Origin of the sequence: Solwaraspora sp. WMMB762, assembly GCF_049179115.1 — a bacterium.
Taxonomy (GTDB): Bacteria; Actinomycetota; Actinomycetes; order Mycobacteriales; family Micromonosporaceae; genus Micromonospora_E.
Genome location: NZ_JBMHMD010000001.1, coordinates 4,216,283 through 4,232,015, shown reverse-complemented (window position 1 = coordinate 4,232,015; position 15,733 = coordinate 4,216,283). Strand labels below are relative to the sequence as shown.

9 protein-coding genes, 1 pseudogene and 1 riboswitch are annotated in these 15,733 nt (G+C 71.7%); of the genes and pseudogenes, 9 read left to right on the top strand and 1 reads right to left on the bottom strand.

Annotated features, from left to right (window positions below; genetic code table 11):
• The first annotated feature begins 40 nt into the window (after positions 1 to 40).
• From ACN27J_RS18835 to ACN27J_RS18800, 8 genes and pseudogenes are all read left to right on the top strand, one after another.
• Entirely contained in the window at positions 41 to 1,507 is a 1,467-nt protein-coding gene (locus tag ACN27J_RS18835; RefSeq protein WP_421367966.1) for an amidohydrolase, read from the top strand.
• Positions 1,508 to 1,602: 95 nt separating this feature from the next.
• Positions 1,603 to 2,760, top strand: a complete 1,158-nt coding sequence (gene fes / locus ACN27J_RS18830; RefSeq protein WP_421367963.1) for an enterochelin esterase — start codon at positions 1,603 to 1,605, stop codon at positions 2,758 to 2,760.
• Positions 2,761 to 2,781: 21 nt separating this feature from the next.
• A complete protein-coding gene (locus ACN27J_RS18825) occupies positions 2,782 to 3,735 on the top strand; it encodes an isochorismatase family protein (protein WP_421367960.1) in 954 nt (317 codons plus the stop codon).
• A complete protein-coding gene (locus tag ACN27J_RS18820; RefSeq protein WP_421367957.1) occupies positions 3,719 to 7,792 on the top strand; it encodes an amino acid adenylation domain-containing protein in 4,074 nt (1,357 codons plus the stop codon). The genes ACN27J_RS18825 and ACN27J_RS18820 overlap by 17 nt, the downstream gene beginning before the upstream one ends.
• Positions 7,793 to 7,871: 79 nt before the next feature.
• The gene (locus ACN27J_RS18815; protein ID WP_421367954.1) at positions 7,872 to 8,639 is read left to right on the top strand and encodes a 2,3-dihydro-2,3-dihydroxybenzoate dehydrogenase; all 768 of its coding nucleotides are present in this window, start codon (positions 7,872 to 7,874) and stop codon (positions 8,637 to 8,639) included.
• A gap of 19 nt (positions 8,640 to 8,658) precedes the next feature.
• Positions 8,659 to 9,840: an isochorismate synthase gene (locus ACN27J_RS18810; RefSeq protein ID WP_421367951.1), complete on the top strand. Its 1,182-nt coding sequence runs from the start codon at positions 8,659 to 8,661 to the stop codon at positions 9,838 to 9,840.
• On the top strand, positions 9,833 to 11,551 hold the full coding sequence (locus tag ACN27J_RS18805) for a (2,3-dihydroxybenzoyl)adenylate synthase (protein WP_421367948.1): 1,719 nt from the start codon (positions 9,833 to 9,835) through the stop codon (positions 11,549 to 11,551). The genes ACN27J_RS18810 and ACN27J_RS18805 overlap by 8 nt, the downstream gene beginning before the upstream one ends.
• Positions 11,552 to 11,827: 276 nt before the next feature.
• A pseudogene (locus ACN27J_RS18800) lies at positions 11,828 to 12,744 on the top strand (ribonucleotide-diphosphate reductase subunit beta).
• Here the strand turns inward: ACN27J_RS18800 and ACN27J_RS18795 are convergent.
• Positions 12,722 to 13,045, bottom strand: coding sequence for a hypothetical protein (locus ACN27J_RS18795; RefSeq protein ID WP_421367945.1), 324 nt, complete (start codon positions 13,043 to 13,045; stop codon positions 12,722 to 12,724). The pseudogene ACN27J_RS18800 and the gene ACN27J_RS18795 overlap by 23 nt on opposite strands.
• Positions 13,046 to 13,153: 108 nt before the next feature.
• Positions 13,154 to 13,362: riboswitch (cobalamin riboswitch) on the top strand.
• Between the two features lie 113 nt (positions 13,363 to 13,475).
• Here ACN27J_RS18795 and metE point away from each other — a divergent pair.
• The gene (gene metE, locus ACN27J_RS18790) at positions 13,476 to 15,713 is read left to right on the top strand and encodes a 5-methyltetrahydropteroyltriglutamate--homocysteine S-methyltransferase (protein ID WP_421367943.1); all 2,238 of its coding nucleotides are present in this window, start codon (positions 13,476 to 13,478) and stop codon (positions 15,711 to 15,713) included.
• Positions 15,714 to 15,733: the final 20 nt, after the last annotated feature.

Below are 15,733 nucleotides of genomic sequence, written 5' to 3'. Positions count from 1 at the left end.
GGTCGATCCGGCACGGCCCGATCGATCGTCGGAGGATCGTATGTCGAAGCAGCGGCCGAGGTCAGGTGGCGAGCGCGACGGGGCATCGCCGGAGGCCGGGCGGGACGCGCTCAAGGCAGCGATCGCGGCGGCGATCGACCGGGACGCCGGGGGGCTGACCGCCCTGGGTGAGGACATCTTCGCCCACCCCGAGTTGGCATACCACGAGTTCCGTACCGCCGACGTCGTGGCAGGTGAGCTGCGTCGGCTGGGTCTCACCGTCGAGGAGGGTCTGGCCCGCACGGGCGTACGGGCCCGGCTGCGCGGGCGCGGCCACGGACCGACGGTCTGCGTGCTGGCAGAACTCGACGCGATCCCCACGCCCGGACACCCGGCGGCCGACCCGGTCACCGGGGCGGCCCACTCGTGCGGCCACCACGCCCAGGTGGCGCACCTGGTCGGGGTCGCCCGGGCGCTGACCGAGCTGGCCGCCGGCGAGCTCGTCGGTGACGTGCTCTTCTTCGCCGTACCGGCGGAGGAGTACAGCGACATCGATCGCGCGGGAGCACCGGACGTCGAGTTCCCCGGCGGCAAGCAGGAGCTGATCCGGCTCGGCTGCTTCGACGGGGTGGACCTGGCGATGATGGCGCACGCCCTGGGTACGGGGGAGCCCCGCGACGGGGCCGTTCCGGCGAGGCCTCTTGGGATGACCTGGCAGTACACCGGCTTCGCCACCCGCCGGGCGACGTTCCGGGGTCGGGCGGCACATGCTTCCACGGCGGCCGGGGACGGCGTCGACGCGCTGGGCGCGGCCCGGATCGCCTTGCACGCCATTGACACCCAGCGGGAGTCGTTCGCCGACGGCGTCCGGGTGCATCCGGTGTTGCGGCCCCACCACGGGACGCTCAACGTGGTCGCCGACCGGGCCGAGGTCGACGTCGTGATCCGGGGCCGGACCGAAGCATCCATCGTGGACGCCGGAAGGCGGATCGACCGTGCGCTGCGGGCCGGCGCCTTCGCCGTCGGGGCCGGTGTCGAGCTCACCACCGCACCGGGATATCACCCGCTGTCGGTGGACCGTGCCCTCGGCGACATCTTCCGGGCCAACGCGGTCCGCCTGGCCGGCCCGGCCGCCTGGTCGGAATCCGAGTTCTCCGCCGCCTCCACCGACGCCGGCGACCTCAGCACACTGCTGCCGGTGCTGCACGCCACGCACGGCGGCTGCGCCGGGGTCAACCACTCGGCGTCGTTTCGGATCGTCGACCCGATCCAGGCGTACGTGCAACCGGCGATCGCGCTGGCCTGGACGGTCGTCGACCTGCTGGGCGGAACCGCCGACGCCGCTCACCATGCGGTGGCCGCGTACCGTCCCAGGTACACCCGTTCCCGATACGTCGAAACGCTACGCGCCGTTACCCGCCGCCGCTGGTATCCGCCGCCGGCCGAGCTCGTCGACGGTGGGCTTTTCGACGGCCAGCCGGGACCGGCGTACGAGATCGACAACCCGGTGGAGGAGGTATGGGTCTGACGGATTTTTTCCGGCCGCCGGTGACGACAGGTGTGCCGCCGCACACACCGCGTCCCTATCCGCTACCGGTGTGCGGGAGCCCTCGGCTGGCCCGGTTGTCCGCCGCTTTGCCCGACGACCGGGCGGTGTCCGACTTCTGGGCCGAGGTGGCCGCTCGCGGCACCCCGCTGCTGGAACCCGATGGGGACGCCGTCATCGTGACCTTCCTGTGGCGGGATCCGGACGCGGCGGCGGTGATCCTGCATGTGAACCGGTTGACCGATTTCCGCTGCCTGGACCAGAGCATGATGCGGCGATTGCCGGGCACCGACGTCTGGCATCTGAGCTACCGGATGCCGCCGACCTGGCGGGCCAGCTACGGCGTCGGACCGTTGTCCGTACCACTGGTGCCCATCGATCCCGACCGGCTGGCTGACAAGGCGCGCTGGCGACGGTTGCGGTCGTCGGCGCTGCCGGACCCTCTCAACCGGGCGTCGCTGAGACACCGGGCTGACGGCCCGGCGCTGTCCGTGGTCGCCCTGGCCGGTGCGCCGCCGCAGCGATGGTTCGCCGCCCGCCCGGGAGTCGCCCGGGGGCGGGTCGGCCGACACCAGGTGGGTGACCGTACGGTGTGGAGCTATCTGCCGCCGGGAGCCGGACACCGTGACCTGCCGGTGGTGGTCCTGCTCGACGGCGACGTGTGGGGCGGACAGGGTCTGCTCGGGGCGACCCTGGACAACTTGATCGCCGCCGGCCGGATCCCGCCGACCGTGGTGCTGATGGTCGATTGCGCGGCTGTCCCGACCCGGAGCAGGGATCTGACCTGCAACCCGGCGTTCGCTGGGTTCCTCGCCGGCGATCTGCTCGCCTGGGCTGCGGCCAGGTGGCCGGTCACGTCGGACCCGGCGGCCACGGTGGTGGCGGGTCAGAGCCTGGGCGGGCTGGCCGCCGCGTACACGGCGCTGTGCGCCCCGGACCGGTTCGGGGCCGTGTTGTCGCAGTCCGGCTCCTACTGGTTTCCCGGCGGCGACGTGCGGGAGTGGCTCACCGGGCGGTACGCGGCGACCGAGCGGCTGCCGCTGCGGTGGTACCTGGAGGTGGGGACGCGTGAGTGGGATCTCGTCGAGCCGACCAGGCGGCTGCGTGACGTGCTGCTCGGACGGGGCTACCCGGTGACGTACGCCGAGTTCGACGGGGGGCACGACGTCGCCTGTTGGCGGGGCGGCCTGGGGGACGGACTGATCGCCGTGCTAGGAAACATCAGACAAAGCTAAGGCATGCCTTACTATGCTGTCATGAGCCTGCCTAAGCTGGCCGACTACCAGCCGCCGACCCTTGCCGAGCTGCCCGCCAGCCGCGCCGACTGGACCCTGTCGCCGGACCGCTGCGCGTTGCTGGTGCACGACATGCAGGGATATTTCACCAGGATCTATCCCGAGGGTGGCCGGGCGTTCGGCACCGTCGTCACGTCGATCACGACGTTGCTCGACGCCGCCGGCCGAGCCGGCGTCCCGGTGGTCTACACGGCCGCACCCGGCGACCAGGATCCGGCCCGGCGCGGGCTGCAGACCGACCTGTGGGGGCCGGGACCGAAGGCGGTGCCCGAGGACATCGACATCGTCGCCCCCCTCGCCCCACCGGCCGGTGCCACCACGCTGACCAAGCATCGGTACAGCGCCTTCGTCCGGACGACGCTGGCCGACTGGCTGCGTGAGCGCGGCCGCGACCAGCTGGTCGTCACCGGCGTGTACGCGCACATCGGAGTCCTCGCCACCGCGACCGACGCCTTCTGCCGCGACATCGCGCCGTTCGTCGTGGCCGACGGCGTCGCCGCCTTCGACCGGGCGGGGCATCTGGCGGCGTTGACCCACGCCGCGCACAGCTGCGCCGTGGTGACCGACACGGCGGGTGTGCGCGCCGCGCTTGACCCGGTGTCGGCGGGCGGCGACGGGAAATCGGTGCTGGCCGAACTGCTCGACCCGTTGCTGACCGAACCGGACGCGCTCCGTCGGGCGCTCGCCGACCCGCAGCAGGATCTGTTCGAACTGGGCCTGGACTCGGTCCGGGCGATGTACCTGATCACCGCACTCGGCGACCGGGGGATCGACGTCGACTTCGGGGAGTTCGCGGCCAACGGAACGGTCAGCTTCCTGCACCACCGGATCAGCGAGTCACCGGTGGTGACCGATGCCACTTCGGCTACCGAGGCGAACTCCTCCCCGGGCGGATCCGGTGCCGGCGGCAGTTGAGGGTGACAGCGGCCACGACGACTGGCTGCCGCTCAGCGCAGCGGCCCGGGGCCTCTACTTCGCTCACCAGCTCGACCCCGGCAGCGCCGCGTACTCCACCGCCGAGGCTGTGCACATCGACGGCCCGCTCGACCCCGCCCGGCTGGCCGAGGCGCTGCGCCGGGCGTACCTCGATTTCGACCAGCTCCGGGTGGTGTTGCGGCTGCGCCCAGACGGACCGCAGCAACGGGTGTGCCCCGAGCCGCCGGCCCGGCTGCGGGTGGTCGACCTGCGCGCCGACCCGGATCCGGGGGCCGAAGCCGACCGGCGGATCCGGGCCGATGTCGCCTGCCCGCTCGACCTCGACGGTGGTGAACTGGTCCGTACGGTGCTCTTCCGGACCGGCCCCGACCGGGCCCTGTGGTACCACTGCGCACACCACATGCTGCTGGACGGCTTCGGATTCGCCCAGTTCGCCCGCCGGGTCGCCGACTGGGACCGCGCGCTCGCCGGGGACGGCCCCGCTCCAGCGCCGGTCACCGCGACCCTCGCCGATGTCGTCGCCGAGGACAGGGCGCGCGGCGACGACGTCGCGGCGACCGTCGCCGACGAGCGGTTCTGGGCCCCGCGGCTGGCTCACTCCACAACATCCACTCTGGCCGGACGCTCGGCCGACCCGGCGTCGGCGGCGCTGCGGGTGGCCGTCGAGCTGGCCGACGACGTCCAGCGCACGCTAGCGGCTGCCGGACGGCGCCACGACGGACCGTGGACCGACGTGGTGACCGCCGCCTTCGCCGGCTACCTGGGCCGGATGACCGACCTGGACGAGGTTCGCGTCGGCGTACCACTGATGAACCGGGTGACCGCCGGCCGGCGGGTGCCGGCCGCCGCCCGCACCGTCTGCACCGCCGTGAACGTCGTGCCGATGACCCTGCACCCTGGCCCGGCCACCGTCGGTGAGCTGGTCGCCGAGGTCCGGAGCGAATCGGCGCTGGTACGTGAACACGCGTACACCCGGCAGGAGGAACTCGCCCGCCGGCTCCGCCGCGCCGGGGGTGGCCAGCTGTTCGGCCCGCAGGTCAACATCCTGCCGTTCGACGTGCGTCTGCGGTTCGCGGCCGGTGCCACCGGTGTGGTGCGTAACGTGACCGCCGGCCCGGTCGACGACATGACCTGGTGCCTGCGCGGCGTTCCCGGCAAGGGCCGACCCGTCCGCTTCGAGCTCGACGCCAATCCCCGGCTGTACCGCCACCGCGAGGTTGCCTGGCACGCCGAGCGGATGGTCGCCTGGCTGGCCACGTTCGCCGGCGCCGATCGAACGGACCAGGTCGCCGACCTGCCGCTGCTGACCGCCGCCGACCGGCGCCGGGTGCTGGTCGACTGCCAGGGCCCGGTGGTGGAGCGGGCCAGCACGACCCTGCCGGCGGCCTTCGACGCGCAGGTACGGCGGACCCCGGACGCGGTGGCGCTGCGATACGCCGACCAGGAGCTGACCTACGCCGAACTCGACGAGCGGGCCAGCCGGCTCGCCTGGTCGCTTGCCCAGCGGGGGGTCGCCGCGCGCGATGTCGTCGGAGTCGGTCTGCTGCGCGGTGTCGAGCTGTTCGTCGCCCTGTACGCGCTGGCGCGGCTCGGTGCGACGTACCTGCCGGTCGATCCGGAGCTGCCCGTCCGGCGGATCGCCGGCATGCTCGCCGACGCGCGATGCCGGTGGCTGCTCACCGACAGCCGTGCGGGGCTGCCCACCGGCGAGCTGGCCGACGGCGAGCCGGACACCGGGCGTCCCGGGCCACGGGTGCTCTCGCTCGATCCGGACGCACCGGTGGGCCGGGGGGCGGCCGCCGCGTCACCCGCCCAGTTGCGGCGGCTGCGCGTGGACCGCCGCTACCACGTCGGCCCCGACGATGTCGCGTACGTGCTGTTCACCTCCGGCTCGACCGGACGGCCCAAGGGTGTCCGGATCACCCACCGGGCGATCGACAACCGGCTGGCCTGGATGCAGGACCACTTCCGGCTGCGTACCGGGGAGCGGGTGCTGCACAAGACCCCGATCTCGTTCGACGTGTCGATCTGGGAGCTCTACTGGCCGCTGCGGGTCGGCGGGTGCGTGGTGGTGGTCGAGCCCGGCGGCCACCGCGATCCCCGACACCTGGCCGAACTGATGGTTACCGAGCGGATCTCGACGGTGCACTTCGTACCGTCGATGCTGCGCGCCTTCTGCGCCGACGCGGTGAGTACGGCGGTCGGCGAGGCGGGCCGACTGTCCCGACTGGTCTGCTCCGGCGAGGCGTTGACCGCTGACCTGGCCGCCGTCGCGACGCGCCGTCTCGGTGTCGCTCCCACCAACCTGTACGGGCCCACCGAGGCCGCCGTCGACGTGACCTGCTGGCAGTGGGATCCGGACCAGGACGGCGAGGCGGTGCCGATCGGCCGACCGATCTGGAACACCCGCGCCTACGTGCTCGACCAGGGTCGCCGGCCGGTGCCACCCGGTGCCAGCGGCGAGCTGTACCTGGCCGGGGTCCAACTGGCGGTCGGCTACGCCGGCCGGGACGACCTCACGGCGCAACGGTTCGTCCCCGATCCGTTCGTGCCCGGCGAGCGGATGTACCGCACCGGTGACCTGGCCAGCTGGCGCGACGACGGGGCGCTGCGCTATCTGGGCCGGGTCGACGACCAGCTGAAGATCCGTGGCCAGCGGGTGGAACCGGGCGAGGTGGAGGCGGTCCTCGGCACGGTCGGGCAGGCCGGTCAGGTGGCCGTGGTCGGGGTCACCGGTTCCGGCGACGACACCCGACTGGTCGCGTACTTCACCGGCACCGTCGCGGCGGACCGGTTGCGGGCGGCGGCGGCGCGGCACCTACCGGAGGCGATGCGGCCGACGGCGTACCAGCGGGTCGACGACCTGCCCCTGACCGGCAGCGGGAAAGTCGACCGGGCTGGCCTGGCCGCACGCGGGCTGCCCCGGTCCGGTACGCGGCTCGGTGCCGCCGTCCCGGCCGACTTGTGGCAGCAGGTGATCGGCGAGGTGATGGGCGACGTCCTCGGTCACGACCGGCCGGCGGCCGCCGACACTGACTTCTTCGTCGCCGGCGGCAGTTCGCTGCTGGCGCTGCGGTTGATGGACCGGATCGAGTCCACTGTCGGTATCCGGCTGTCGCTGGCCGACGTCTTCGCGTCTCCGACGCCGGCACAACTCGCCCGGCTGGTCACCCCGGGCCGCGCGGAGCGTGGCCGGTCGGATCTCGGTGAGATCCTGACCTTGCGCACCGGCTCCGGGTGGCCGTTGGTCCTGTTGCCGCCAGCCGGTGGGCTCGGCTGGTGCTACGCGCCGCTGCTGCGTCGGTTGCCGCCCGGGCTGGCGGTGTACGCGATCCAGTCGACTGCCTTCACCGAGCCGGAGCGCGCGCTGCCGCCGACGTTGCCGGCGCTGGCCCGACGCTACCTGGCGGCGATCCGTGCGCTGGTGGGTGACGGCGGGTTCCATCTGGCGGGGTGGTCGATCGGCGGGATGGCGGCGCAGGCGGTGGCCGCGCTCGCCGCGACGGACGGCCAGCCGACCGGGGTGGTCGCGTTGCTGGACGCCTATCCGGCCGCGCAGTGGCGGCATCTCGGCCAGCCGACGCGCACCGAGGTGCTGCGCGGCATTCTGCGGATGGCCGGGGTCGAGCATCTCGTGCCGGCGGAGTCCGTCGTGGACGACGCCGACGTTCACCGGGTGTTGCGGGCCGGGGGCAGCCCGATGGCGGCGCTGGCCCCACAGGTGCTGGCGGCAAGCATTCGCTGCGTGGCCCACGGCACTGAGCTGGTCCGTACCGGGGAGGACGTTCGGTTTCCCGGTGCGGTGCTGGTGTTCCGGGCTGCCGCGCCGCGCGCGGAGACCTGGCTCGACCCAGCCGGGTGGGCACCGTATGTCGGGCGGGTCGAGGTGGTTGACGTGCCGGCGACCCACCCGGACCTGGTACGGGTGCCGGCGGTCGACCAGATCGCGACGGTGCTCGCTGAACGGATCGCGGCAGCCGGGCGACCCGGTGAAGCGCCGGACGCAGTCGTTGCCCAAATGTCAGACAATAGTTAGGCTACCCAAAGTAGGGCGGTGCGGTGTCGCAGCAGCGGACGATCCGCATCGCAAATCCTGGCCACTGACAGGGGGAGCCGTGGAACAGCTACTGGCAGGCGTGGTGGCAGTGGTCACCGGTGCCGCCGGTGGCATCGGTGCCGCAGTCGGCCGAGCCCTCACCGCTGAAGGCGCAGCCGTCGCGGCACTCGACCGGGACCAGTCCCGGCTGGCGGAAACCGCCAGCCGGTCCGGGGCGGCACCGTACCCGATCGACGTCGCCGACCCGGACGCGGTCGACGACGCGATCGAGCGGATCGAGGCCAGGCTGGGACCGATCGGCGTCCTCGTCAACGCGGCCGGGGTGCTGGTCCCCGGTCCGGCCACCGCGATCAGCGACCGCGACTGGCACGACACCTTCGCGGTCAACACCACCGGCGTGTTCCACATGTGCCGGGCGGTCATCGCTCGGATGCGGCCACGGCGCGACGGTGCCGTGGTGACCGTGGCATCCAACGCGACCGGAGTGCCGCGTACCGGAATGGCGGCATACGCGGCGAGTAAGGCCGCCGCGGTCGCCTACACCATGTGCCTTGGTCTGGAAGTGGCCCGCGACGGCATCCGCTGCAACGTGGTGTCCCCCGGATCGACCGACACCCGGATGCTGCACCAGCTGTGGACCGACGGCACAGGGCCGCGCGACACCGTCGACGGGCGACCTGATCAGTTCCGCACCGGGATCCCGCTCGGCCGGATCGGCGCCCCCGACGACGTCGCCGAGGCGGTGGTGTTCCTCGCCTCTCGCCGAGCACGGCAGATCACCCTGCAGAACCTGTACGTCGACGGCGGAGCGGCACTGCGGATGTGAGGGGAGCAACGTCTTGTCAGTGACCCAGACCGGCCTGGCCCGTCCGGACGTCGTCGACCTGCTCGACGCCTACCGTCCCGACGCGGCGTCGTTCTTCTTCGCCTCGCCGCGACAGGCGATGCTCACCACCGGTGTGGCGGCGCTCGTCCCCGACCGGCCGGCCGACCTGCCCACCTACCTGGCGAACCTGCTGGCCGAAGCGCGCGGTGACCTGGCAGAGCCGGTCGCCGTCGGCGCGTTGCCGTTCGCCGGCTTCGCCGGCGCACGCATGGTGGTGCCGGCGGCGGTACGTCTATCCGACCCGATCCCGGCCGCCGGTCTGCCACGGCCCGCCGTCCGCGCCGTCCGGCCGACCCGGGTGCTGCCGGTACCGGCAGCGTCGCGGTACCTGGACGCGGTGCGGCAGGCGGTGGCCATGCTCCGCGCCGGCGAGTTGGACAAGGTGGTGCTGGCGCGCTGCCTGCAGGTTGACGTGGACCAGCCGGTCGACGTGCCGTCACTGCTGCACGCCTTGGCGTGGCGGGACCCGCGCGGCAACACGTACGCGGTGGATCTGCCCGGCGGCCGCACGCTGCTCGGGGCGAGCCCGGAACTGCTGGTGTCCCGCCTCGACGGGCAGGTCGTCGCCAATCCGCTGGCAGGCTCGCTGCCCCGGGCCGCTGACCCGGCGGAGGACCGGCGTCGGGCGGCGGCCCTGCGGGCTTCGGTCAAGGACCGCCGGGAACACGCCTTCGTGGTGGATGCGGTGGTGGAGGCACTGCGGCCCTACCTGCACCAGGTACGTGTGCCGGCCGGACCGCCGACGGTGGTCCCGACCGCCAGCATGTGGCACCTGTCCACCCGGGTCACCGGGCAGGTCATCGACCCCGACGTATCGGCGCTGCAACTGGCGGCGGCGTTGCATCCGACCCCGGCGGTCTGCGGCACACCGGTCGACGCCGCCCGTACCGTCATCTCCCGGCTCGAACCGTTCGACCGCGACTTCTACGCCGGCATGGTCGGCTGGGTCGACGACGCCGGCGACGGCGAATGGGTCGTCGGAATCCGTTGCGCCCAGGTGACCGGGCAGTCGTTGCGGCTGTACGCCGGTGCCGGGATCGTGGCCGACTCCACGCCTGAGGCGGAGCTCGCCGAGACGGCGGCGAAGTTCCGGACCATGCTCACCGCGATGGGTGTCCCCGCGGGAGAGACAGATGAGTGACCAGCCGCAGTCGACCAGCCGCCCCGACCCGGCGCCCGCCACCGACGTCGACTTTGTCCCCTGGCCAGCCGGGTACGCGCAGCGGTACCGGCAGGCCGGCTACTGGCGTGGGGAGACCTTCGACCAGTGGCTCGCCGGGCTGGCGGCACGGCACGGCGACCGGTGCGCGGTGGTCGGTGCCGGCCAGCGGTGGAGCTACCGCCAGCTGCACCGACGGGCGCACCGGCTGGCCGCCGGCCTGCACGATCTCGGTGTACGGCCCGGCGACCGGATCGTGGTGCAACTGCCGAACGTGCCGGAGTTCCTCGCCCTGCTGTTCGCCCTGTTCCGCATCGGTGCCTGGCCGGTGCTCGCGCTGCCCGCGCACCGCCGTGCCGAGATCACTCACCTGGTCGAACTGACCGGCGCGGTCGGTTACGCGGTCGCCGACCGGCACGCCGGATTCGACTACCGCGACCTGGCCCGCCGAGTCCGCTCGTCCAGCGGCGGCACGCTGCGGCACGTGCTGGTGCACGGCGACGCGGCCGAGTTCATCGATCTCGCCGCCCTCGACGGTGACCCCACCGGCCTGCCGGTCGGGCCGGCCGCGAGCGAGGTCGCCTTCCTCAACCTGTCCGGCGGCAGCACCGGGCTACCGAAACTGATCCCCCGTACCCATGACGACTACCTGTACAGCGTGCGGGCCTCCGCCGAGATTTGCGGACTGGACGAGCAGACGGTCTACCTGTGTGTGCTGCCGGTGGCCCACAACTTCTCGCTGAGCTCACCGGGGGTACTCGGCGCACTGCACGCCGGCGGCCGGATCGTGCTCGCCGCCGCGCCGACTCCCGCCGTCGCGTTCGACCTGATCGCCGCCGAACAGGTCACCATCACCGCGCTGGTGCCGCCGTTGGCCAAGCTGTGGCTGCAGGCCGCCGCCAGTCGCCGGCCCGACCTGTCCAGCCTTCGGCTGCTGCAAGTCGGCGGCGCGCGGCTCAGCGACGAGGTGGCCGCCCGGGTGCGGCCGACCTTCGGCTGCCTGTTGCAGCAGGTGTTCGGCATGGCCGAGGGTTTGGTCAACTACACCCGGTTGGACGACCCGCCAGCGGTGGTGACCACCACGCAGGGCAGACCGATCAGCCCGGACGACGAGATCCGAGTCGTCGACCAGCACGACCGGGACGTCCCTCCTGGCGGCACCGGGCAGCTGCTCACTCGGGGCCCGTACACCATCCGGGGTTACTACCGGGCGGCGGCGCACAACGCGACCGCGTTCACCGCCGATGGCTTCTACCGTACCGGCGACCTGGTCCGCCGTACCGCCAGTGGGCACCTGGTGGTCGAAGGAAGGGTGAAGGACCAGATCAACCGGGGCGGCGAGAAGGTCGCCGTGGAGGAGGTCGAGAACCATCTGCTCGCCCACCCGGCGGTGCTGGACGTAGCGGTGGTCGCCGTCCCCGACGACATGCTCGGCGAGCGCACCTGCGCGATCGTCGTACCACGGCAGACACCGCCCCCGGTCGCGGCGCTCCGGGCGTTCCTCCGTGACCGGGGACTCGCCGACTTCAAGATTCCTGACCGGGTCGAGTACGCCGCCGGCTTCCCGCTCACCGGTGTCGGCAAGATCAGCCGGACCGAGCTGCGTGCCCGGCTCGCGGCGGAACTCGCGACGGCGACCGCCGACGATCGCCGAATCGGCTCGCCTCGGAATCATGGCAGGGTGGGCGGTTGACGGGCTGACGCTTCTGGAATTCAACCCCGCCACAGTGCCGCCGGCGGGACCAGGCGCGGGCACGATTGGGGTCTCCGCAGTCAGATCACCTTCGCCACACCACCAGCACTTGGGCCTGTGCCGATCATATTCGCACAAGATGGTGGTTGCGGTGTGCTTCCGCAGAACGGCGGACAGCAGGTTCCGGCGGTCGACCATCGTCCGCCGCCACAGACGCCCGCCCATAGCGAAGCACCGATGCGGTATCCACGGTTCTTCGACCGGTTCCGCGACGCGATCAAGAACACCTGGACCGTCGAAGAGGTCGACCTGCACTCCGACCTCGCCGACCTGGCCCGCCTCACGCCTGCCGAGCGGCACCTGGTGTCCCGACTGGTCGCGTTCTTCGCCACCGGCGACAGATCGTGGCCAACAACCTGGTGCTCAACCTCTACCAGCACGTCAACTCGCCGGAGGGTCGCCTCTACCTGTCCCGGCAGCTGTTCGAGGAGGCGGTGCACGTCCAGTTCTACCTGAACCTGCTGGACACCTACGTGCCGGACGAGCAGGAACGGTTCGCGGCGTTCGCGGCGGTGGACAACATCCCGTCGATCGCCCGCAAGGCCGAGTTCTGCTTCCGGTGGATCGACTCGATCTTCGAGCTCCGGGAGCTGCGTACCCGCGCCGACCGGCGGGCGTTCCTGCTCAACCTGATCTGCTTCGCCGCCTGCATCGAGGGCCTGTTCTTCTACGGTGCCTTCGCCTACGTGTACTTTTTGCGGTCCCGGGGGCTGCTCAACGGTCTCGCGTCGGGCACCAACTGGGTGTTCCGCGACGAGTCGATGCACATGGCGTTCGCCTTCGACGTGGTGGACACCGTCCGCGCCGAGGAGCCGGACCTGTTCGACGCCGAGATGGAACAGCAGGTGCGGGACATGCTCGCCGAGGCGGTCGAGTGCGAGGTGCAGTTCGCCGCCGACCTGCTCGAACAGGGCGTCTCCGGGATGTCCCTGGCCGACATGCGCGAATACCTGCAGCACGTCGCCGACCGGCGGCTGGCCGTGCTCGGCATCGCACCGATGTACGGCTCGACCAACCCGTTCGCCTTCATGGACCTGCAGGACGTGCAGGAACTGTCGAACTTCTTCGAACGCCGGGTGTCGGCGTACCAGGTCGGGGTGACCGGGTCGGTCACCTTCGACGACGACTTCTGATTCGACGACGTTTTCTGCTCGGTTGAGCCGGATCGCTGCTGTCCCGGGCGGAGTTGTCGCCCAGGACAGCAGCGACCCGATCACAGACGCATTCCGTCGGTTCAGATGCGTTGAGCATGGCCTGGATCTGCGCAAGACGGGTCTGGGCATCGCGCAACTGCTGGTGTACTCGTACCGTCCGGGCGACCCGTGCGCCCACCTGCCGACGGGACGCATCAAGGCGGTTGAAGTCCGCAGGCGAGACCGCGATCATTTCACGGCCATCGACAATCACGGCACGCTTGTCGATCTTGCGGCCCATGCGGCACCTTCCGTGCGGACGAAGGTTGGACGACAAGTCCACCACGCGACAGCCAGGCACTGTCCCGTACGTCGGACACCCTGACCCGGACAGCGCCCTCGGGCCCGTACGATGGCCGGTGGAGCTGGTTCGTCCCGTCCGTACGGGCGGGACGTCGTAAGAGGGAACCCGGTGGGAGACCGGGACTGCCCCGCAGCGGTGAGTGGGAACGACCGCCGTCAACAGAGCACTGGACCGCGAGGTCTGGGAAGCGACGGCCAGTAGGCGACTGTGTTATGCCCACGAGTCCGAAGACCTGCCAGCGCTGCGCACGCCGCCGGTGTGCGCCGCCGGCGGCCTCTCGGGAGGGCCAGGGCGGAAAGCCGGTACCCGAGGTGTACCCGTTTTCCCTCCCGTGTCCGCCGGGCACTTCGAGGGAAGGACCCCCTTGGTGAGTACCGCATTCGGCCAGAGCACCGTGCTCGGCTACCCACGCATCGGCGCCAATCGTGAGCTGAAGAAGGCTGTCGAGGCGTACTGGGCTGGCACCATCGACGCCGACGACTTGGAGAGCACCGCCGCCGGGCTGCGGGCCGAGGTCTGGCGTACGCTGCGCGACGCTCGCCTCGACGCGATCCCGTCGAATGTCTTCTCCTACTACGATCACGTTCTCGACACGGCCGTCGCCGTCGGCGCGATCCCGACCCGGTTCACCCGGCTCGGCCTCTCCGCGCTCAACACCTACTTCGCCATGGCCCGCGGCGTGGACGCCGAGCCGGCCCTGGAACTGACGAAGTGGTTCGACACCAACTACCATTACCTGGTGCCGGAGATCGACTCCGACACCGTCTTCACGCCCGATCCGACCAAGGCGCTCAGGGAGTACGCCGAGGCCGCCGAGCTGGGCATCACGACCCGGCCGGTGCTCGTCGGGCCGGCCACGTTCCTGCTCCTGGCCAAGGGCGACGATCCGTTCGCCCGCATCGACGACCTGGTCGAGACGTACGCGCGGATCCTCACCGCGCTGGCCGACGCGGGCGTGGCCTGGGTGCAGCTCGACGAGCCCGCGTACGTCGCCGACCGCACCCCGAACGAGATCGACGCGCTGCGCCGCGCCTACACCCGACTCGGTGAACTGGCCAACCGGCCGCAGATCTTCGTCGCGACCTACTTCGGTGAACTCGGCGACGCGCTGCCGGCACTGCTGGGCACCCCGGTCGAGGCCGTCGGCCTGGACCTGGTGGCGGGACCAGGGAACCTTCACCGGCTCGCCGCCGCCGGCCCACTGGGTGGCAAGACGATCGTCGCCGGCCTGGTCGACGGCCGCAACATCTGGCGTACCGACCTGCGGGCCGCCATCACGGCCGGCGCGACCGTCGCCGGCCTCGCCGATCACATGGCCGTGTCCACCTCCTGCTCGCTGCTGCACGTCCCGGTCGACCTGGCCGACGAAACCCGCCTCGATTCCCGGCTGTCCGAGCGGCTCGCGTTCGCCCGCCAGAAGGTCGACGAGGTCGTCGTGCTCGGTCGGGCGCTGCGCGACGGCACCACGTCACTGCCCGCCCCGGTGCCGCCCATTCCCGCGCAGTGGCGTCACGACGATGTCCGTGGCCGCCTGACCGCTCTGCGGCCCACCGACCGGCAGCGCGGCGACTACGCCACGCGCGCTGACCGCCAGCAGGAACGGCTGGGACTGCCGGAGTTGCCGACCACCACGATCGGGTCGTTCCCACAAACCAGTGAGCTGCGCAAGGCCCGTGCCGCGCACCGGGCCGGCAGGCTCGACGACGCCGGCTACGCGTCGCGGATGCGCGCCGAGGTGGAGCATGTCATCCGCCTACAGGAACAGTTGGGACTGGACGTGCTCGTGCACGGTGAACCGGAACGCAACGACATGGTCCAGTACTTCGGCGAGCAACTCGACGGCTTCGCGGCCACCGAGCACGGCTGGGTGCAGTCGTACGGCTCCCGCTGCGTCCGCCCACCGATCATCTACGGCGATGTGGCACGCAAGGCCCCGATGACGGTGGAGTGGTCCACCTACGCGCAGTCGCTGACCAGCAAGCCGGTCAAGGGCATGCTCACCGGTCCGGTCACCATCCTGGCCTGGTCGTTCGTCCGCAGCGACCAGCCACTCGCCGACACCGCCGACCAGGTCGCGCTGGCCCTGCGCGACGAATGCCACGACCTGGAGGCCGCCGGGATCCGGGTCATCCAGGTCGACGAACCGGCGCTGCGGGAGACGCTGCCGTTGCGCAAGAGCGACCAGAAGGCGTACCTGGACTGGGCCGTCGGCGCGTTCCGGCTGGCCACCAGCGGCGTCGCCGACGACACCCAGATCCACACCCACCTGTGCTACTCGGAGTTCGGTGAGGTGATCACCGCCATCGACGCTCTCGACGCCGACGTCACCAGCATCGAGGCGTCCCGGTCGAAGATGGAGGTCCTCGACGACCTTGCCGCGATCGGCTACAGCCGAGGTGTCGGACCCGGGGTGTGGGACATCCACTCGCCCCGGGTGCCGCCGCGCGACGAGGTGATCGAGGCGCTGCGTCGGGCCGTCGCGGCCGTGCCGGCACGGCGGTTGTGGGTGAACCCGGACTGCGGCCTGAAGACCCGCGCCTACCCCGAGGTCGAGGCGTCCCTGCGTCACCTGGTCGCGGCCGCCGCCGAGGTCCGCGGCAACTGACATCGCTACACCGGGCGGTC